Source organism: Azotobacter tropicalis (genome assembly GCF_059739045.1).
In genome coordinates, this window is record NZ_AP046059.1 from 427,628 (window position 1) to 446,459 (window position 18,832).

At 68.0% G+C, this 18,832-nt stretch carries 14 protein-coding genes and 4 pseudogenes; 9 read left to right on the top strand and 9 right to left on the bottom strand.

The features are described 5' to 3' along the window. Positions 1 to 5 precede the first annotated feature (5 nt). Positions 6 to 1,286, top strand: coding sequence for a serine--tRNA ligase (gene serS / locus Atro_RS01955; protein WP_497926200.1), 1,281 nt, complete (start codon positions 6 to 8; stop codon positions 1,284 to 1,286). 73 nt (positions 1,287 to 1,359) lie between these two features. Continuing rightward, positions 1,360 to 2,754 (top strand): siroheme synthase CysG, encoded by a 1,395-nt coding sequence (cysG, locus tag Atro_RS01960; RefSeq protein WP_497926201.1) that lies wholly within the window; start codon positions 1,360 to 1,362, stop codon positions 2,752 to 2,754. A gap of 36 nt (positions 2,755 to 2,790) precedes the next feature. Here cysG and Atro_RS01965 read toward each other — a convergent pair. From Atro_RS01965 to Atro_RS01995, 7 genes and pseudogenes are all read right to left on the bottom strand, one after another. Next, positions 2,791 to 3,776 (bottom strand): annotated as a pseudogene (locus Atro_RS01965) (glycosyl transferase family protein). Further along, entirely contained in the window at positions 3,773 to 4,108 is a 336-nt protein-coding gene (locus Atro_RS01970) for a TusE/DsrC/DsvC family sulfur relay protein (protein WP_497926202.1), read from the bottom strand. The pseudogene Atro_RS01965 and the gene Atro_RS01970 overlap by 4 nt, the downstream one beginning before the upstream one ends. Continuing rightward, positions 4,105 to 4,401, bottom strand: coding sequence for a sulfurtransferase complex subunit TusB (gene tusB, locus Atro_RS01975; RefSeq protein WP_497926203.1), 297 nt, complete (start codon positions 4,399 to 4,401; stop codon positions 4,105 to 4,107). The genes Atro_RS01970 and tusB overlap by 4 nt, the downstream gene beginning before the upstream one ends. Continuing rightward, the gene (gene tusC, locus Atro_RS01980; protein ID WP_497926204.1) at positions 4,401 to 4,760 is read right to left on the bottom strand and encodes a sulfurtransferase complex subunit TusC; all 360 of its coding nucleotides are present in this window, start codon (positions 4,758 to 4,760) and stop codon (positions 4,401 to 4,403) included. Before tusC ends, tusB begins: the two co-directional genes overlap by 1 nt. 1 nt (position 4,761) lies before the next feature. Then, complete coding sequence (tusD, locus tag Atro_RS01985; protein WP_497926205.1) at positions 4,762 to 5,154, bottom strand: sulfurtransferase complex subunit TusD; 393 nt, start codon at positions 5,152 to 5,154, stop codon at positions 4,762 to 4,764. 91 nt (positions 5,155 to 5,245) lie between these two features. Then, the gene (locus Atro_RS01990) at positions 5,246 to 5,917 is read right to left on the bottom strand and encodes a Bax inhibitor-1/YccA family protein (protein WP_497926206.1); all 672 of its coding nucleotides are present in this window, start codon (positions 5,915 to 5,917) and stop codon (positions 5,246 to 5,248) included. Positions 5,918 to 6,114: 197 nt separating this feature from the next. After that, complete coding sequence (locus tag Atro_RS01995) at positions 6,115 to 6,276, bottom strand: hypothetical protein (RefSeq protein ID WP_497926207.1); 162 nt, start codon at positions 6,274 to 6,276, stop codon at positions 6,115 to 6,117. A 221-nt stretch (positions 6,277 to 6,497) separates the two neighbouring features. Here Atro_RS01995 and Atro_RS02000 point away from each other — a divergent pair. The 4 genes and pseudogenes from Atro_RS02000 to Atro_RS02015 all read left to right on the top strand — a co-directional run bounded on the left by Atro_RS02000 (position 6,498) and on the right by Atro_RS02015 (position 14,682). Further along, positions 6,498 to 8,509: pseudogene (locus Atro_RS02000) on the top strand (alpha-1,4-glucan--maltose-1-phosphate maltosyltransferase). A gap of 26 nt (positions 8,510 to 8,535) precedes the next feature. Beyond that, on the top strand, positions 8,536 to 11,862 hold the full coding sequence (gene treS / locus Atro_RS02005; RefSeq protein ID WP_497926208.1) for a maltose alpha-D-glucosyltransferase: 3,327 nt from the start codon (positions 8,536 to 8,538) through the stop codon (positions 11,860 to 11,862). Then, a pseudogene (gene glgB, locus Atro_RS02010) lies at positions 11,859 to 14,062 on the top strand (1,4-alpha-glucan branching protein GlgB). The gene treS and the pseudogene glgB overlap by 4 nt, the downstream one beginning before the upstream one ends. Positions 14,063 to 14,148: 86 nt before the next feature. Further along, a complete protein-coding gene (locus Atro_RS02015; RefSeq protein ID WP_497926209.1) occupies positions 14,149 to 14,682 on the top strand; it encodes a hemerythrin domain-containing protein in 534 nt (177 codons plus the stop codon). A gap of 24 nt (positions 14,683 to 14,706) precedes the next feature. Here Atro_RS02015 and Atro_RS02020 read toward each other — a convergent pair whose 3' ends face one another. Both Atro_RS02020 and cadR read right to left on the bottom strand, forming a co-directional pair. Next, a complete protein-coding gene (locus Atro_RS02020) occupies positions 14,707 to 15,402 on the bottom strand; it encodes a P-loop NTPase family protein (protein WP_497926210.1) in 696 nt (231 codons plus the stop codon). 94 nt (positions 15,403 to 15,496) lie between these two features. Next, positions 15,497 to 15,917: pseudogene (gene cadR, locus Atro_RS02025) on the bottom strand (Cd(II)/Pb(II)-responsive transcriptional regulator). A 104-nt stretch (positions 15,918 to 16,021) separates the two neighbouring features. On the opposite strand from cadR, the gene Atro_RS02030 reads away from it, so the two are divergent. The 3 genes from Atro_RS02030 (at position 16,022) to Atro_RS02040 (ending at position 18,813) form a co-directional block, all read left to right on the top strand. After that, positions 16,022 to 16,663 (top strand): cation efflux transmembrane domain-containing protein, encoded by a 642-nt coding sequence (locus Atro_RS02030; protein WP_497926211.1) that lies wholly within the window; start codon positions 16,022 to 16,024, stop codon positions 16,661 to 16,663. A 289-nt stretch (positions 16,664 to 16,952) separates the two neighbouring features. Further along, the gene (locus Atro_RS02035) at positions 16,953 to 17,270 is read left to right on the top strand and encodes a DUF6482 family protein (RefSeq protein ID WP_497926212.1); all 318 of its coding nucleotides are present in this window, start codon (positions 16,953 to 16,955) and stop codon (positions 17,268 to 17,270) included. Then, positions 17,263 to 18,813: a cryptochrome/photolyase family protein gene (locus tag Atro_RS02040; RefSeq protein WP_497926213.1), complete on the top strand. Its 1,551-nt coding sequence runs from the start codon at positions 17,263 to 17,265 to the stop codon at positions 18,811 to 18,813. The genes Atro_RS02035 and Atro_RS02040 overlap by 8 nt, the downstream gene beginning before the upstream one ends. The last annotated feature ends 19 nt before the right edge of the window (positions 18,814 to 18,832 follow it).

Sequence of the window (18,832 nt, forward strand, 5' to 3'; positions counted from 1 at the left end):
ATCCCATGCTCGACTCCAAACTGGTTCGTACCCAACTGCAGGAGACTGCGAACCGCCTGGCAACCCGTGGCTTCCAACTGGACGTGGCGCGCCTTGAGAGCCTCGAAACCCAGCGCAAGGCCGTGCAGACCCGCACCGAACAGCTGCAGGCCGAGCGCAACACCCGCTCCAAGGCTATCGGTCAGGCCAAGTCGCGCGGCGAGGACATCGCCCCGCTGCTGGCCGAGGTCGACCGCATGGGCAGCGACCTGGAGGCCGGCAAGCGCGAGCTGGAGGCTATCCAGGCCGAGCTGGACGGCCTGATGCTGAGCATTCCCAACCTGCCGCACGAGTCGGTGCCGGTCGGCGCCGACGAGGAGGGCAACGTGGAGGTGCGCTGCTGGGGCACCCCGCGGACCTTCGATTTCGAGATCAAGGACCATGTCGCCCTCGGCGAGCAGCATGGCTGGCTGGACTTCGAAACCGCCGCCAAGCTCTCCGGCGCCCGCTTCGCCCTGATGCGCGGTCCCATCGCCCGCCTGCACCGGGCCCTGGCGCAGTTCATGCTCGATCTGCACACCCGCGAGCACGGCTATGAAGAGGCCTACACCCCCTATCTGGTGCAGGCTCCGGCCCTGCAGGGCACCGGCCAGTTGCCGAAGTTCGAGGAGGATCTGTTCAAGATCAGCCGCGAGGGCGAAGCCGATTTCTATCTGATCCCTACTGCCGAAGTGTCGCTGACCAACATCGTGGCCGGCGAGATCCTCGATGCCAAACAGCTGCCGCTGAAGTTCGTCGCCCATACCCCGTGCTTTCGCAGCGAGGCGGGTGCTTCCGGCCGCGATACCCGCGGCATGATCCGCCAGCACCAGTTCGACAAGGTGGAGATGGTGCGGATCGTCGATCCGGCCACGTCTTACGAGGCGCTGGAAGAGCTGACCGCCAACGCCGAGAAGGTGCTGCAGCGGCTCGAACTGCCGTACCGTGTGTTGGCCCTGTGCACCGGCGACATGGGCTTCGGCGCGACCAAGACCTACGATCTGGAAGTCTGGGTGCCGAGCCAGGACAAGTACCGGGAAATCTCCTCCTGCTCCAACTGCGGCGACTTCCAGGCCCGGCGCATGCAGGCGCGCTGGCGCAACCCGGAAACCGGCAAGCCGGAGCTGGTGCATACTCTCAATGGTTCCGGCCTGGCGGTCGGCCGCACCCTGGTGGCGGTGCTGGAGAATTACCAGCAGGCCGACGGCTCGATCCGCGTGCCGGAGGTGCTCAAGCCCTACATGGGCGGCATCGAGGTCATCGGCTAAGCCAGGCCGATCGGCACCGAACGCGGGGTGGCCTTGGCCACCCCGTTTTGTTTCATCCGTCGAGAGTCGACCCATGGACTACCTTCCGCTGTTCCACAACCTCAAGGGGCGTCGCGTGCTGCTGGTCGGCGGCGGCGAGGTCGCCTTGCGCAAGGCGCGCCTGCTCGCCGATGCCGGCGCCGTGCTGCGAGTGGTGGCGCCGCAGATCGAGGGCGCACTCGTCGAGCTGGTGCAGGAGAAGGGCGGGCACTGCCTGGTGCGGAGCTACGCAGCAGAGGATCTGGATGGCTGCGTACTGGTCATCGCCGCCACCGACGACCACGACGTGAACGCCCGGATCTCCGGCGATGCCCAGGGCCGTGGCGTGCCGGTCAACGTGGTGGATTCGCCGGCCCTGTGCAGCGTGATCTTTCCGGCCATCGTCGACCGTTCGCCACTGCTCGTCGCGGTTTCCAGCGGTGGCGACGCGCCGGTACTGGCGCGGCTGATGCGTGCGCGGATCGAAACCTGGATTCCGGCCAGCTACGGCCAGTTGGCCGGGCTGGCGAAGAAGTTCCGTGAGCAGGTCAAGCGCCTGCTGCCCAACGTTCAGCAGCGGCGGGTGTTCTGGGAGGAGGTGTTCCAGGGGCCGATCGCCGAGCGGCTGCTGGCCGGGCAGGGCGCCGAGGCCGAGCGGCTGCTCGAGGCCAGGCTCGCCGGAGCGGCGCCCAAGGCGCTCGGCGAGGTCTATCTGGTCGGTGCCGGCCCGGGCGATCCGGACCTGCTGACCTTCCGCGCCCTGCGTCTGATGCAGCAGGCCGACGTGGTGCTCTACGACCGCCTAGTGGCCCCGGCGATCATCGAGCTGTGCCGGCGCGACGCCGAGCGCATCTATGTCGGCAAGCGCCGCGCCGAGCACGCCTTGCCGCAGGAGCAGATCAACCGCCTGCTGGTGCAGCTGGCGAGCGAGGGCAAGCGGGTGCTGCGCCTGAAGGGCGGCGATCCGTTCATCTTCGGCCGCGGCGGCGAGGAGATCGAGGAGCTGGCCGCCCACGGCATTCCCTTCCAGGTAGTGCCAGGGATCACCGCGGCGAGCGGCTGCGCCGCCTACGCAGGCATCCCGCTGACCCACCGCGACCATGCCCAGTCGGTGCGCTTCGTCACCGGTCACCTCAAGGACGGCAGCTTCGATCTGCCCTGGGCCGATCTGGTGGCGCCGGCCCAGACGTTGGTGTTCTACATGGGGCTGGTCGGCCTGTCGGTGATCTGCCAGCGACTGATCGAGCACGGCCGTGCGGCGACGACCCCGGCAGCGCTGATCCAGCAAGGCACCACCCCGCAGCAGCGGGTGATCGTCTCCACCCTGGCCGAGTTGCCCGAACGGGTCGCACAGGAGAAAGTCATGGCGCCGACCCTGCTGATCGTCGGCGAGGTGGTGCAGCTGCGCGACAAGCTGGCCTGGTTCGAGGGCCGGCAGAGCGCCGACTGAGCCCTGCTGCCGGGACTCTGCCGGCGGCCTCGTCGGTCACTTCGAGCGGTCGCGAGCCTCCCAGAAACGCTGCGCCTGGGCCAGGGCTTCCTCGCGCGGCGTGCCGAGGGCGCGCAGCGCCAGGGCCATGGTGCCCAGCACGGCCAGGCGGCCGTAGTCGTCTTCGGCTTCGCCGCGCCAGAAGGCCTGCAGTTGCGCCGGGTCGAGCCGCTCGGGCTTGACGTGGCGCTGCGGGCCATGGCCGGCCATTCTTCGTCCCAGTTCTCGCCGCCGGCAGTGCCGTACAGGTGGCTGACGCTATCGGGATTGATCTCGATCTCGCCGCCGTCGCCCTTGACCACCACGGCGGTGTCGCCGAGCAGGCGGCTGCCTTCGCGGTGGATGGCCTGATAGCCGGGGTGGAAGATGCTCTGCAGGCTGCAGCGTGCGCCGAGCGGGTTGAGCATGCGTGCCAGGGAGTGGATCGGCGAGCGCAGGCCGAGGGTATTGCGCAGCTCGATCATCCGCTGCAGGTGCGGCATCCAGGCGCCGAGCGGAATGAACGCCAGGTTGCGGGCCTGCAGCGCCTGTTCGACCTCGCCCCAGTTCTGGCACAGGGGAATCTCCAGCAGGCCGAGCAGTTGCTCGCTGTAGAGGCGCCCGGCGGTGTGCGCGCCGCCGCCGTGCATGAGGATGCGCACGCCGTTCTGCGCCAGGCATTTCACCGCCAGCAGATACCAGGGCAGGTGGCGCTTCTTGCCGGCGTAGCTCGGCCAGTCCAGGTCGACGGCGAGGCCTGCCGGGGGTTGCAGACGGGCGCGCACGGCCTCGGTGAAGCCGGCCAGCTCCTTGGCGCTTTCTTCCTTGTGGCGTAGCAGCATCAGGAAGGCGCCGAGCTGGATTTCCTCGGTCTTGCCATCGAGCAGCATGCCCATGGCCTCGCGGGCCTCCTCGCGGGTCAGGCTGCGCGCGCCGCGCTTGCCCTTGCCGAGGATGCGGACGAACTGGGCGAACGGGTGTTCCGGGGGCGTGACGATATTCATAGGCAGTTGCTCGGCTTCGGCAGGCCGGCCAGCTTGGCGGCCAGTTTGGCGGGAGTACCCTTGAACAGGCGGTTCAGGTGCAGGCTATTGCCCTTTTCCGGACCGAGTTTCAGGGCGACGTATTTGATCAGGGGACGGGTCGCCGGCGACAGCTGGAACTCCGCATAGAAATCGCGCAGCAGGCGAAGGATCTCCCAGTGTTCGGTGCTCAACTCCAGCTCTTCGCGCCGGGCCAGAGCCTCGGCGACGCTCTCGGACCAGTCCTGCAGTTCGGTCAGATAACCGTCCTTGTCCAGCGCCAGGCTGCGGCCGGCGACGTTCAGCGTGTTCATAGCCAGCCGTTGACCTTGTCGTAGCGGGTGCACAGCTCGACGAAGCCGGGATAGTCCACCACCTGCACGCGCTCGGGCGCCGTGAGGTGGCGCGCCTGCAGATCCTCTTCGAGGGCATGGATGGCGATGGAGGCGGGCAGATGCTCCAGCAGCTCGAGCGGCGCGCTGCCGGGCTGCAGTGCATGGCAGGCGTCGCCGCAGAGCAGCAGGCCGTCGCGAACCCCGAGCAGGCGCAGGGTGCTGTCCAGCGGGCTGGCGAACGGCGATTGGGAAAGCAGGTGCAGGGTCGTCATCAGAGGGTGATCACCAGATCGTAACGGTCGAAGAGGTCGGCCAGTTCCGGCCCTTCCAGCGCCGTGGCCGACAGGGCCAGGGGCTGGCCGTCCAGGCCGCGCAGACGCAGGCTCTGCCGGCAGATGTAGAGATCTTCCACGCCGAACAGTGGCAGGGCCTGCAGGTTGGCGGCGAGGTCCTTCTGCTCGAGGGCGGCGGGCTGCTGGCCGGGCAGCAGCTGGAACACCCCGTCGTCGAGGAACAGCAGGCCGATGGGCAGCTCGAAGGCGCCGCCGGCCAGGGCGATGTCCAGCGCTTCGCGGGCGCCCAGGCCGCTCCAGGGGCTGTGGCGGCTGACGATCAGCATCGATTTGGCCATTTCAGGCGCCTCCGAAGCAGACTAGGCGGTCGGCCTGCTGGGCGGCCTCGTGCAGCTGGCCGAGGCCGGACAGCTCCCAGGGCGGCGTCACCGCGACCGCCGCGCGGCCATAGCGCTGCGCCTCCTGCGCATCCAGCACGCCGCGGCGCAGGGCGGCGGCGATGCACACCACCGCGTCCAGCTCGTGCCGTTCGACGAAGGCGCGCCACTGGGCCGGCAGATCGAGCTCGTCCTGGGGCGTGACGATGCTGCCGGCGGCGTTGTACACGCCGTCCTGGTAGAAGAACAGCCGATTGATCTCGTGGCCGCCGGCGAGCACGGCTTCGGCGAAGCGCAGGGCACGCCGCGACGACGGCGCATGGGGCGGGGCGAACAAGGCGATGGCGAATTTCATGGGGCGACGGCCGCGGCAACAGGAAGGAAAATGATACGCCAGAAAAGCGAAAGCCCGCATCGCGCGGGCTTTCGTGAGGCCGGGTCGGCGATCAGTCGTCGCTGCTCATGATGCCGAAGATCTGCAGCAGGCTGACGAACAGGTTGTAGATCGACACGTACAGGCTGACCGTCGCCATGATGTAGTTGCGTTCCCCACCATGGATGATGGCGCTGGTCTGGAACAGGATGCAGGCCGACGAGAACAGCACGAAGCCGGCGCTGATTGCCAGTTGCAGGCCGCTGATCTCGAAGAACAGGCCGGCCAGGCTGGCGCCGAGCAGGACGAAGAAGCCGGCGGTGATGAAGCCGCTGAGGAAGCTCATGTCCTTGCGGGTGGTCAGCACGTAGGCGGACAGGCCGCCGAATACCAGGGCGGTCATGGCGAACGCCGAGGACACCACTTCGCCGCCGTTGGGCATGCCCATGTAGTGGTTGAGGATCGGACCCAGGGTGTAGCCCATGAAGCCGGTCAGAGCGAAGGTGGACAGCAGGCCCCAGGCCGAGTCGCGCAGCTTCACGGTGAGGAAGAACAGGCCGTAGAAGCCGATCAGCACCACGAAGATGTTCGGGTAGGGCAGGCGCATCTGTTGCGCCACGAAGGCCACCAGACCGCTGAAGCCGAGGGTCAGGGCCAGCAGGCCGTAGGTGTTGCGCAGGACGCGGCTGACTTCCAGCTGCTCCGCCTGGGCGGACTGGAGGACATAACTATTGGGTTCGTGCATGGCACAGCTCCTTGATATGAGGTTCCGTGGAGATGGACCGATCATAGCAAAGGAGAGCACGTTGCCGCCCCCAGAGTTTGACAGTGTGTTTCGTACGCTCTGGTGTCTGGCTGGGTGGAGGCATGGAGGGCGGGGCGGGCGGTTCGAGCGCGCTTGCCCGCCCGCCAGTTCGCACGAGCGCGGGGCTGCTCGGCCTTTCATTGCGGCTCCTGTTCTTCCTCCCCGTGGGACAGCTTGCCGTCGTTCGGCGGGGTGTACTTGACCTCCTCGGCCGGCTCGTATTCCGGCTGCTGCGGAAAGTCTCCCGGATGGTTCCAGACCACCGGATCGGGCTGGGGAATGTCGGATCGCTGGCTCATGGCGTAATCCTCGCATCAGGTCCAAGGTCGCCGCGCAGAAGGCCGTGACGCGCGGCATTTCTTCTATAACTCATGGATGGGGGCGCCGGCTGGAGCGTTCTGCCAACAGCCGGACACAGAACTTTTTCCATGCATCCGCCATCGGAAAAAGCATGGCCGGCCAACGCCGACCGTGCCAGTCGCCGGCTTTCCCATCGCTGTCCAGCAGAGGAACGAGCCTGATGTCCAGCTCCCACGAGGTGCGCCAGCCCGGCGTGCATTGCGAGAACCACCGTCCGACCCTGGACGAGGCGCTGCGCCTGCCGCGGATCGCCATCGAGCACACCGAACCGACCCTCGACAACGGTCGCTTCGCCGTCAAGGCGATCGCCGGCCAGCCGGTGACGGTGACCAGCAGCATCTTCACCGACGGCCACGACCAGCTCGGCGCCGCCATCTATTGGCGGGCCGACGGCGAGGCGGGCTGGCACCGCCAGCGCATGAGGTTCGTCGGCAACGACCGCTGGCAGGCCGAGTTCACCCCGCTGCGCGTCGCGCGGCACCTGTTCGTGGTCGAGGCCTGGTGGGACGTCTATGAAACCTACCGGCACGAGCTGCAGAAGAAGCATGCCGCCGGCGTGCCGCTCTCCCTCGAATTGCAGGAGGGCCGCCTGCACCTGCAGCGGGCCGTCGAGCACGGCCATGGCGAGGTACGCACCACGCTGGAGGATCTACTGCGGCGGCTGGAGCGGGCCTCCCATACCGAGGCCGTGGAGCTGCTTCTCGGCGGCGAGGCCAGCGCCGCCATGGGCGCTGCCGACGCCCATCCCCACCGTACCTACAGCAATGCCTTCCCGCTGGACGTGGAGCGCGAGCGCGCCCTGTTCGCCAGCTGGTACGAGCTGTTTCCCCGTTCGCAGACCGAAAGCCCGCATCGCCACGGCACCTTCAGGGACGTCATCGCCCGCCTGCCGGCGATCCACGACATGGGCTTCGACGTCCTCTACTTCCCGCCGATCCATCCGATCGGCCGGCGTTTCCGCAAGGGCCGCAACAACAGCCTGGAGGCCGGCCGGACGATCCCGGCAGCCCCTATGCCATCGGCAGCGAGGAGGGCGGCCACGAGGCCATCCACCCGCAGCTGGGGTCGCGCGAGGAGTTCCGCGAACTGGTCGCCGCCGCCGGCGAGTGCGACCTGGAGATCGCCCTGGACTTCGCCGTCCAGTGCTCCCAGGACCATCCCTGGCTGAAGCAGCATCCCGGCTGGTTCTCCTGGCGCCCGGACGGCAGCATCCGTTATGCGGAGAACCCGCCGAAGAAGTACCAGGACATCGTCAACGTCGACTTCTACGCCGCGGATGCCGTTCCCGACCTCTGGGTGGCGCTGCGCGACGTGGTGCTCGGCTGGGTCGCCGAGGGGGTGAAGATCTTTCGCGTCGACAACCCGCACACCAAGCCGCTGCCGTTCTGGGAGTGGCTGATCGGCGACGTGCGCGGCAAGCACCCGGAAGTGATCTTCCTCTCCGAGGCCTTCACCCGCCCGCCGATGATGCTGCGCCTGGGCAAGCTCGGCTTTTCGCAGAGCTACACCTACTTCACCTGGCGCAACACCAAGGAGGAACTCGGCGCCTACTTCAGCGAGCTGAACCAGGCCCCGGCGAAGCACTGCATGCGGCCGCACTTCTTCGTCAACACCCCGGACATCAACCCGGTGTTCCTGCAGACCTCCGGGCGTGCCGGCTTCCTCATCCGCGCCGCGCTGGCGACCATGGGCTCGGGGCTGTGGGGCATGTATTCGGGCTTCGAGCTGTGCGAGGCGGCGGCGCTGCCCGGCAAGGAGGAATACCTCGACTCGGAGAAGTACGAGATCCGCCCGCGCGACTACCAGGCGCCCGGCAACATCGTCGCCGAAATCGCCCAGCTCAACCGCATCCGCCGCTACAACCCGGCGCTGCAGACCCACCTGGGCTTTCAGCTCTACAACATCTGGAACGACAACATCCTGCTGTTCGGCAAGCGCACGCCGGACCTCTCCAACTTCGTCCTGATCGCCGTCAGTCTCGACCCGTTCAACGCCCAGGAAGCCCATTTCGAACTGCCGCTCTGGGAGTTCGGCCTGCCCGACCACGCCGCCATGCATGGCGAGGACCTGATGAACGGCCATCGCTGGACCTGGCACGGCAAGATCCAGTGGACCCGCCTCGACCCCCACTACCTGCCCTTCGGCATCTGGAAGCTGACCCCGCCGAACTGAACCGCTGGCATCAAGGAGCAGAGAACATGGAGCAATCGCCCAAGCCCGCCGCCTTCCTCGAGGACCCGCTCTGGTACAAGGACGCGGTGATCTACCAGGTGCACGTCAAGTCGTTTTTCGACTCCAACAACGACGGCATCGGCGACTTCCCCGGGCTGATCGCCAAGCTGGACTACATCGCCGACCTGGGGGTCAACACCCTCTGGCTGCTGCCGTTCTACCCCTCGCCGCGCCGCGACGACGGCTACGACATCGCCGAATACCGCGGCGTGCATCCCGACTACGGCAACCTGGCCGACGTGCGCCGCTTCATCGCCGAGGCGCACCGGCGCGGGCTGCGGGTGATCACCGAGCTGGTGATCAACCACACCTCCGACCAGCATCCCTGGTTCCAGCGCGCGCGCAAGGCCAGGAAGGGCTCGGCGGCACGCAACTTCTACGTCTGGTCGGATAGCGACGACAAGTACCAGGACACGCGGATCATCTTCCTCGACACCGAGAAGTCCAACTGGACCTGGGACCCGGTCGCCGGCCAGTACTTCTGGCACCGCTTCTACTCGCACCAGCCGGACCTCAACTTCGACAACCCGCAGGTGATGAAGGCGGTGCTCGGCACCATGCGCTACTGGCTCGACCTGGGCGTCGACGGCCTGCGCCTGGACGCCATTCCCTACCTGATCGAGCGCGACGGCACCAACAACGAGAACCTTCCCGAGACCCACGGGGTGCTCAAGCGCATCCGCGCCGAGCTGGATGCCAACTACCCGGACCGCATGCTGCTGGCCGAGGCCAACCAGTGGCCGGAGGACACCCAGCTGTACTTCGGCGGCACCCCGGAGGGCCGGGGCGACGAATGCCACATGGCCTTCCACTTCCCGCTGATGCCGCGCATGTACATGGCCATCGCCCAGGAAGACCGCTTCCCGATGACCGACATCCTGCGCCAGACCCCGGACATCCCGGCCGACTGCCAGTGGGCGATCTTCCTGCGCAACCACGACGAGCTGACCCTGGAGATGGTCACCGACCGTGAGCGCGACTATCTGTGGAACTTCTACGCTGCCGACCGCCGCGCGCGGATCAACCTCGGCATCCGCCGGCGCCTGGCGCCGCTGCTGGAGCGCGACCGGCGGCGCATCGAGCTGCTCAACAGCCTCTTGCTGTCGATGCCGGGCACCCCGGTGATCTACTACGGCGACGAGATCGGCATGGGCGACAACATCTACCTGGGCGACCGCGACGGGGTGCGCACGCCCATGCAGTGGAGCAACGACCGCAACGGCGGCTTCTCCCGCGCCGACCCGGCCGGGCTGGTGCTGCCGCCGATCATGGACCCGCTGTACGGCTTCCAGAGCGTCAACGTCGAGGCCCAGCAGCGCGACGTCTATTCGCTGCTCAACTGGACCCGGCGCATGCTCGCCGTGCGCAAGCAGCAGAAGGCCTTCGGCCGCGGCACGCTGAAGCTGCTGGCACCGGCCAACCGGCGCATCTTCGCCTACCTGCGCGAATACCATGGCGCGGACGGCAGCAGCGAAACCATTCTCTGCGTGGCCAACGTCTCGCGCTCGGCCCAGGCGGTGGAGCTGGAACTGCCCCAGTTCGCCGGCATGGTGCCGGTGGAGATGACCGGCGGCAGCGCCTTCCCGCCGATCGGCCAGCTGCCCTACCTGCTGACCCTGCCGCCCTACGGCTTCTGCTGGTTCCTGCTGGCGCCCGAGTCGCAGATGCCCAGCTGGCACATCAAGCCGGTCGAGGGCATGCCCGAATTCCAGACCCTGGTGCTGCGCCGCCTCGACGACCTGCTGGTGGACCCCAACCGGCGCATCCTGGAGAGGGAAATACTGCCGGCCTACCTGCCCAAGCGCCGCTGGTTCGCCAGCAAGGGCACGCCGCCGGGCAACGTGCGCATCGTCTACACGGTGACCTTCGGCAATCTGCCGCGCCCCGTGCTGCTCAGCGAGATCGAGGCCGGCAGCGAGGGCAGCCTGCAGCGCTACCAGCTGCCGCTGGGCTTTCTGCCCGAGGAGGAGTTCGGCAGCGCCTTGCCCCAGCAGCTGGCCATGGCCCGGGTGCGCCGCGGCCGGCGGGTGGGTCTGTTGACCGATGCCTTCACCCTGGAGGGCTTCGTCCGCGCCACGGTCCAGGCGCTGCGCGAGCGTAGCGTGCTGGCCTTCGAACAGGGCGAGCTGCGCTTCGTGCCCACCGACCCGCTCGACAAGGTCGAGCTGCCGGCCGACGCCGAGGTGCGCTACATCTCCGCCGAGCAGTCCAACAGCTCGGTAGCGATCGGCAACGCCCTGGTGCTCAAGCTGATCCGTCGGGTATTCCCCGGCGTGCACCCCGAGCTGGAGATGGGCCTGTTTCTCACCCACTGCGGCTTCGCCAACATCGCCAGCGTGCTCGGCCAGGTGTGCCGGGTCGATGCCGGGGGCGAATGCACCGCGCTGATGATCCTGCAGCGCTACCTGGAGAACCAGGGCGATGCCTGGGAGTGGACGCAGAACACTCTCGACCGCGCCATCCGCGACGAACTGGCCGGTGGCGAGTCGACCCTGGAGAGCCAGTACAGCGCACTGCACGAGCTGGAGAGCTTTTCCCGCCAGCTCGGCCAGCGCCTCGGCGAGATGCACATGGCCCTGGCCGCGCCCACCGACAACCCGGATTTCGCCCCCGAAACCGCCGGCCCCGCGGATGTCGCGCAGTGGACCGAGCGTGTCGGCGCCCAGCTGGAGCAGGCCCTGGCGCTCATCACCGAGCGCCAGGCGGCGCTGGACGAGGAGGCGCGTGCCGCGGCCGGGCAGCTGCTACTGCAGCGCGGCGCCCTGCTGGCGAAGATCGGCCGGCTCGCCGGGGCCTGTGCCGGCAGCCTGCGCATCCGCGTGCACGGCGACCTGCACCTCGGCCAGGTGCTGGTGGTGCAGGGCGACGCCTACCTGATCGACTTCGAGGGCGAGCCGTCGCGGCCGCTCGCCGAGCGCCGCGCCAGGCACAGCCCCTACAAGGACGTCAGCGGCGTGCTGCGCTCGATCGACTACGCTGCCGAAATGGCCATACGCAACGCGCAGAGCGTCGACAGCTCGGAGGTGGCCGACCAGGCCCGCCGGCGCATCGCCTCGCTGTACCGGGACAAGGCCCGCCAGGCCTTCCTGGCCGCCTACCGCCAGGCCACGGCCGCCCTCGGCCATGCCTGGGCCGCGGCGGACGGCGAGGAAGCCGCCGTGGCGCTGTTCAGCCTGGAGAAGACCGCCTACGAAATCGCCTATGAAGCCGAACACCGGCCCGCCTGGCTGGCCGTGCCGCTACACGGCCTGACGAGGCTGGCGCAACAGCTACTGGATGGAGATGTGCAATGAGCCTACCGCTGACCCAGCCCGCCTACGACGATTCCCTGCTGCCCGGCGAAGACGACCTCGATGCCCTGGTGCGCGGCGAACACGCCGATCCCTTCGCGGTGCTCGGCCCCATGACGACGGCGCCGGAACCCTGGTGCGCGTCTACCTGCCGCACGCCGTGGCCGTCGACCTGCTCGAGCGCGGCAGCCAGACCAAGCTGGCCGACATGCAGGCCAGCCGGGTGCCGGGTCTGTTCGCCTGCCGTCTCGCCGAGGCGCGCCCCTACCTGCTGCGCATCCGCTGGGCGCAGGGCGAGCAACTGACCGAGGACCCCTACAGCTTCGGCCCGCTGCTGGGCGACACGGATCTCTACCTGTTCGCCGAAGGCAATCACCGCAACCTCGGCCACTGCCTGGGCGCCCAGTGCCTGAGCGTGGACGGGGTGGCGGGGGTGCGCTTCGCGGTGTGGGCGCCGAACGCGCGGCGCGTCTCGGTGGTCGGCCCGTTCAACGGCTGGGACGGCCGCCGCCATCCGATGCGCCTGCGCCACCCGGCCGGGATCTGGGAAATCTTCATCCCGCGCCTCGCGCCGGGCGAGATCTACAAGTACGAGCTGCTCGGCCCCCACGGCATCCTGCCGCTCAAGGCCGACCCGCTGGCGCTGGCCACCGAGACCCCGCCGAACACCGCCTCGGTGGTCGCTGCGCCGCTGGAGCACGCCTGGCGGGACCAGGACTGGATGGGCCAGCGCACCGCCCGCCAGGCGGCGAATGCGCCGGTGGCGATCTACGAGCTGCACGTCGGCTCCTGGCGCCGGGAGGACGATGCGCCGCCGAACTGGCGGCAGCTGATCGAGCGGCTGATCCCCTACGTGCAGGAGATGGGCTACAGCCATGTGGAGCTGCTGCCGGTCATGGAGCATCCGTTCGGCGGCTCCTGGGGCTACCAGCCGCTGTCGCAGTTCGCTCCCAGCGCCCGCTACGGTTCGCGCGAGGACTTCGCCGCCTTCGTCGACGCCTGCCACCAGGCCGGCATCGGCGTGATCCTCGACTGGGTGCCGGCGCACTTTCCCACCGACAGCCACGGCCTCGGCCGTTTCGACGGTACCGCCCTGTACGAGTACGACCATCCCTTCGAGGGCTTCCACCAGGACTGGGACACCTTCATCTATAACCTCGGGCGTACCGAGGTGCACGGCTTCATGATCGCCTCGGCGCTGCACTGGCTGCGCGAGTTCCACGTCGACGGGCTGCGCGTCGATGCGGTGGCTTCCATGCTCTACCGCGACTATTCGCGCAAGGAGGGCGAGTGGATTCCCAACCGCTACGGCGGCCGCGAGAACCTCGAGGCCATCGAGTTCCTGCGTCACCTCAACGACGTGGTCAAGACCGAGGCGCCCGGCGCGCTGGTGATCGCCGAGGAGTCCACCGCCTGGCCGGGGGTCAGCAGGCCGACCGCCGAGGGCGGCCTGGGCTTCGACTACAAGTGGAACATGGGCTGGATGCACGACACCCTGAAATACATGGCCGAGGATCCGATCCACCGCGCCTACCACCACGACCGCATGACCTTCGGCCTGATCTACGCCTTTTCCGAGCGTTTCATCCTGCCGATCTCCCACGACGAAGTGGTGCACGGCAAGCGCTCGCTGATCGACAAGATGCCCGGCGACCGCTGGCAGAAGTTCGCCAACCTGCGCGCCTACCTGACCTTCATGTGGTGCATGCCGGGCAAGAAGCTGCTGTTCATGGGCTGCGAGTTCGGCCAGTGGCGCGAATGGAGCCACGATCACGAGCTGGACTGGTACCTGCTCAACTACGCCGACCACCGGGGCGTGCAGCAGTTGGTCAAGGATCTCAACCGGCTGTACCGTCGGGAGCGGGGACTCCACCAGCAGGACTGCGTGCCGGAAGGCTTCCAGTGGCTGATCGGCGACGACCGCCACAACAGCGTGTTCTCCTGGCTGCGCTGGAGCAGCGAGGGCGAGCCGCTGCTGGTGGTCGCCAACTTCACCCCGGTGGTGCGCCACGGCTACCGGATCGGCGTGCCCCGCGGCGGCGACTGGCAGGAGGCCCTCAACAGCGATGCCGAATGCTATGGCGGCTCCAACGTCGGCAATGCCGGCGGGGTGGCCGCCGACGAACTGGCCAGCCATGGCCAGCCGTTCAGCCTCGATCTCAAGCTGCCGCCGCTGGGCGTGCTGATCATGCGACCGGCCTGAAGGGCCCGACGGATGGCCGGGCCTTGGGCTGGAGGCTCCACTAGGCTGAGGAGCTATCGGTCCTCCAGATCCCCGGGAGCCAGCCCATGAGCCAGGCCATCGACGCGCTGCGCCACGAGCACGACGCCATCCTTTCCACCCTGCAGATTCTCCGGCGCATGGCCGAGCGGGCCCGGCAGGGCAGCGCCGACGCCGGCGACATCGCCGCACTGCTCGGTTTCCTGCGGGAGTTCGTCGACAAATGCCACCACGGCAAGGAGGAGGGGCTGCTGTTCCCGGCCCTGCAACGCGTCGGCCGGCAGGCCGATCTGGTCGGCGAGCTGACCGCCGAGCACGAGCAGGGCCGCGCCCTGGTCGCTGCCCTGCGTCGGGCCAGCGCGCCGGTTCTCGACGCCGAGGCGTTCGGCGCTGCCGCCGGAGACTATGCGACGTTCCTCGAGCGGCACATCGCCAAGGAGAACGACGTGCTGTTCCCCCAGGCCGAGCGGGCGCTCGGCGCGGACGAGCTAGCGGCGTTGCAGCAGGCCTTCGCCGACTTCGAGCTGAAAGTCATCGGGCCCGGTCGGCACGAGGAGCTGCACGACCTGCTGCATCGCTGGAAGGCCGCCTATGCCGCCTGAAGGCTGACGCTGCGCTGCGGGGCCTTAGACTTCTGCCGCCTCCAGCGCCTTGTAGGCGTGGTTCAGCCAGATCTTCACCCGCTGCCGCTCCAGCAGGCTCAGGGCGTCGGGATTGGCATCGTCGCGGTTCTGCGCCGCCCAGAAGCTGTAGCCGTTGCGGTCGATCTTGCCCATCACCGGCGGGTGCAGGCGCTTCAGGTCGATGACGGCGGCGTTCAGGTCCTGCGCACGCTGCTGTACCTCGGACTCCTCCAGGGCCTTGAACTCGCTGTCGCGCAGCTGGTTGCGCACCAGCACGTAGTCGAGGCGGGTGCCGAACTGGTCGAGCAGCTTTTCCAGCAGATCCACCGAATCCTTGCCCGAGTCCATGACGTTCCAGTAACGGATGGCGATGCCCAGTTCCTCGGCCAGCTCCAGCACGCCCGACTCGTCCATCCATTGGCTGAGCGGCCGGTGGGTCTGCGCGGCGAGATCGACGAGGATGCGCTGCTCCGGCTGCTCGGCGGCGCTTTCGACGATGGCGTCGAGGCTCTGGTAGCTGTCGATGACGGTGGGCGAGGCATAGTCGCCGTAGTAGCGCAGCAGCGCGCCATGGGAGCGGTCGGTGTCGAAGCCGGTGAACGGCAGGTTGCGATCGATCATGTACTGGGCCAGCAGACGGGCAACGACTGATTTGCCTACGCCACCTTTTTCGCCGCCAACCAGATGAATGGTCGTCATGTTTTCCTCTTGCGCGGGGTTGTTCGTCGGGGAATTGTACAGGCGATCATGAGGCCTTTTCATGACCGACGGATAACGGCCCCGCCTTTTTGACTCAGGACTGCTCCGCGCGCACCTCCTCCTGGGCGGCGGCGAGCAGTTCGCGCAGGATGCCGCAGTCCCCGGCCTGCCGCCCGTCGGCGCAGCGTCCGCGCAAGGCGGACAGCTGGCGCTCCAGCGCCTGCAGGCTGGCAAGGCGCGCCCGCACCCGCTCCAGCTGGGTTTCGATCAGCCGGTCGACGTCCGCGCAGTCGGTTTCCGGATGCAGCAGGAAGTCCAGCAGGCGCCTGACTTCGGCGAGGGGGATGTCCAGCGCCCGGCAGTGGCGGACGAAGGCCAGCCGCTCCAGGTGCTCCGCGCCGTAGATGCGGTAGCCGTTGGTGCCGCGCGCGGGGGGGGAGCAGGCCGGCCTTCTCGTAATAGCGGATGGTTTCGGTGTCGACGCCGGTGGCCTGGGCCAGTTCGCCGATGCGCATGGGTTTTCCTCCGCGGGCAGTTTGCAGGAAACGATGGTAGCCGTCTTGACCCTGGAGTCACTACAGGGTGTGCAATGCCGGAAAATTTCCCGAGGAGAGGCGCCATGCCCTGTTGCACTTCCTGTTCGTCGACGCCCCCGGCCGGCCCGCGCTTTCGCCGGGCCCTGTGGGTGGCCCTGTTCGTCAACGTGGCGATGTTCGCCGTGGAGATCGGCGCCGGAATCAAGGCGGGGTCGGTGTCGTTGCTGGCCGATGCCGTGGACTTCGCCGGCGATGCCGCCAACTACGGCATCTCCCTCGCCGTACTGGCCATGGGCCTGGCCTGGCGGGCGCGGGCGGCGCTGGTCAAGGGGCTGAGCATGGCGGCCTTCGGCATCTTCGTGGTGGCCAAGGCCGGCTGGGAGGCCTTCGCCGGCATTCCGCCCGAGCCGCTGACCATGGGCGTGGTCGCCAGCCTAGCGCTGCTCGCCAACGCCGGTGTGGCGCTGATGCTCTACGCGTTCCGCGACGGCGACGCCAACATGCGCTCGGTCTGGCTGTGCAGCCGCAATGACGCCATCGGCAACCTGGCGGTGATGCTCGCCGCCGCCGGGGTGTTCGGCACCGGCTCGGGCTGGCCGGATCTGCTGGTGGCGCTGCTGATGGGCGCCCTGGCGCTCAGCGCGGGCGTCACCGTGGTGCGTCAGGCGCGCCGCGAACTGGAGTCGAGCGTGACGACCGTCCAGGTGCCGACGCAGATCCTCTGAAGCCGGCGGGCGCCCGGGCCGGCGAGGGCCGGGCGCTCCCGTTCCGCCAGCCGGGCCTTCTTCCTTCTCGTCTCTATGCTGCCTGCAGGTTCCGCCTGTTTCAGCGCTTCCCGACATAGTCGTATCCAGGTTTCCGTACGCCTGAATGATGGCAAATAGGCACTATCGTGATAATACTGTGCCTGGAGAGCCGTCTGCGGCGGCGCTCCGAAATGCCTTCCAAGGATTTGTAAAGTTGTACAGCAGCTATATTTTGTAGCGCTCTTGTACAACTTTGCGAGGCACCCAGATGAACATGCAGCAGCTTTTCGACCAGGCGCGGGACGGGTTGGTCGACGAACTCACGCTGATCTCCCTCGAAGGCGGCATCTACCTGCTGGAGGCCCAGCAGGCCGGCCGGCGCCGGCTGCTGGTCGACGATCGCGGCGCCACCCTGCACCTGCGCTCGGTCGAGCATGCCCGCGACCTGCTGCAGGGCCTGCCCAGCGTACCTTTCTACCTGCTGCACAGCGTGGTGCACACGGAGATGTGCGGTGTCGCCGATGGTCCCCAGGAGCCGCTGCGCGTGCCGATCGCCTTGCGGTCGGCCTGGATGAAAGATGACTGAGCAGCGCCTGCCCGCGCGGCGTCTGGCCTTGGTGCAGGGCGACCAGCTGTCCTTCGAGCTGGCCTCCCTGCGTGGCCTCGATCCACAGCAGGACGCCGTGCTGCTCGCCGAAGTGCGGGAGGAGGCCACGCGCGTTCCTTATCACCCGAAGAAGCTCGCCCTGATCTTCAGCGCCATGCGGCATTTCGCCAAAGGCCTGCGCCGGCGCGGCTTTCGCGTGTATTACGTGACCCTCGACGATCCGGACAACTGCGGCTCGCTGCCCGGCGAACTGTGCCGCTGGGCCGACCGGCTGCAGGCCCGCGAGGTACACCTCACCGAGTGTGGCGACTGGCACCTGGAACAGGCCTTGCGGGGCTGCGAGCTGCCGCTGGTCTGGCACGCCGATACGCGCTTTCTGTGCGGACGCGGCGAGTTCGCCCGCTGGGCCGCCGGCCGCCAGCAGCTGCGCATGGAGTTCTTCTACCGGGAGATGCGCCGCAAGAGCGGTCTGCTGCTGGATGCCGACGATGCGCCGCTGGGCGGCGGCTGGAGTTACGAGGTGCGCAACCGCAAGCCCCTGCCGGCCGGCGTCAAGGTGCCGATGCGGGTGCGCTTCGCCCCGGATGCCATCACCCGCGAGGTGCTGACGCTGGTCGGCCGGCACTTCGCCGGGCATCCCGGCGTCCTCGACGGCTTCGACTATCCGGTCACCCACGGCGAGGCGCAGGCGCTCTGGCAGCATTTTCTCGGCTTCGCCTTGCCGTCGCTTGGCGACTACCAGAATGCCATGGTCAGCGGCGAGCCCTTCCTGTTTCTCGCGCAGATCGATGCGGCGCTGAACCTCGGCCTGCTCGATCTGCACCGCCTCTGCAGGGACGTCGAGAACGTCTACCGCACAGGCCTGCTGCCGCTGAGCGCCGCCGAGGGCTTCATCCGCCAGCTGATCGGCTGGCGCGAGTACCTGCGCGGCATCTACTGGCTGCAGATGCCCGAGTACGCGACGCGCAACGCCTTCGGCAATCGACGGTCGCTGCCGGCCTTCTACTGGACCGGGCGCACGGGCATGAACTGCCTGCGCCAGACCATCGGCCAGACCCTCGAACATGCCTATACCCACCCCATCCAGCGGCTGATGATCGCCGGCAACTTCGCCCTGCTCGCCGGCATCGTTCCGCAGCAGGTCTGCGACTGGTACCTGTCGATGTACCTGGACGCTCTGGACTGGGCCGCGCTGCCCAGCACCCTGGGCCTGGTGATGCACGCCGACGGCGATTACCTGAGCTCCAAACCCTGCTGCACCAACGGCCACTACATTCGCCGCATGTCCGGCTATTGCGAGACCTGCGCCTATCGGGTCAGCGAAAGCACCGGCGAGCAGGCCTGTCCGTTCAACGCCCTGTACTGGCACTTTCTCATGCGGCATCGCGACCGGCTCGGCGCCAATCCCTACCTGGCCATGGTCTACAAGACCCTCGAACGGATGCCGGAAACCCGCCAGCAGGCCCTCTGGCGGCACGGCGAAGAGCTGCTGGCGCGGCTGGCCAGAGGCGAGGAGCTGTGAGGCTGTCCATGCCGCCGGC

What these genes read in the sequence shown, in the direction of transcription:
- Atro_RS02040 (WP_497926213.1), top strand. Translation starts at nt 17,263, where the DNA reads ATGACTGAGCAGCGCCTGCCCGCGCGGCGTCTGGCCTTGGTGCAGGGC.
- Atro_RS01995 (WP_497926207.1), bottom strand. Translation starts at nt 6,276, where the DNA reads ATGAGCCAGCGATCCGACATTCCCCAGCCCGATCCGGTGGTCTGGAAC.
- tusC (WP_497926204.1), bottom strand. Translation starts at nt 4,760, where the DNA reads ATGGCCAAATCGATGCTGATCGTCAGCCGCCACAGCCCCTGGAGCGGC.
- tusD (WP_497926205.1), bottom strand. Translation starts at nt 5,154, where the DNA reads ATGAAATTCGCCATCGCCTTGTTCGCCCCGCCCCATGCGCCGTCGTCG.
- treS (WP_497926208.1), top strand. Translation starts at nt 8,536, where the DNA reads ATGGAGCAATCGCCCAAGCCCGCCGCCTTCCTCGAGGACCCGCTCTGG.
- Atro_RS01970 (WP_497926202.1), bottom strand. Translation starts at nt 4,108, where the DNA reads ATGAACACGCTGAACGTCGCCGGCCGCAGCCTGGCGCTGGACAAGGAC.
- Atro_RS02015 (WP_497926209.1), top strand. Translation starts at nt 14,149, where the DNA reads ATGAGCCAGGCCATCGACGCGCTGCGCCACGAGCACGACGCCATCCTT.
- Atro_RS02035 (WP_497926212.1), top strand. Translation starts at nt 16,953, where the DNA reads ATGAACATGCAGCAGCTTTTCGACCAGGCGCGGGACGGGTTGGTCGAC.
- Atro_RS02030 (WP_497926211.1), top strand. Translation starts at nt 16,022, where the DNA reads ATGCCCTGTTGCACTTCCTGTTCGTCGACGCCCCCGGCCGGCCCGCGC.
- cysG (WP_497926201.1), top strand. Translation starts at nt 1,360, where the DNA reads ATGGACTACCTTCCGCTGTTCCACAACCTCAAGGGGCGTCGCGTGCTG.
- serS (WP_497926200.1), top strand. Translation starts at nt 6, where the DNA reads ATGCTCGACTCCAAACTGGTTCGTACCCAACTGCAGGAGACTGCGAAC.
- tusB (WP_497926203.1), bottom strand. Translation starts at nt 4,401, where the DNA reads ATGACGACCCTGCACCTGCTTTCCCAATCGCCGTTCGCCAGCCCGCTG.
- Atro_RS01990 (WP_497926206.1), bottom strand. Translation starts at nt 5,917, where the DNA reads ATGCACGAACCCAATAGTTATGTCCTCCAGTCCGCCCAGGCGGAGCAG.
- Atro_RS02020 (WP_497926210.1), bottom strand. Translation starts at nt 15,402, where the DNA reads ATGACGACCATTCATCTGGTTGGCGGCGAAAAAGGTGGCGTAGGCAAA.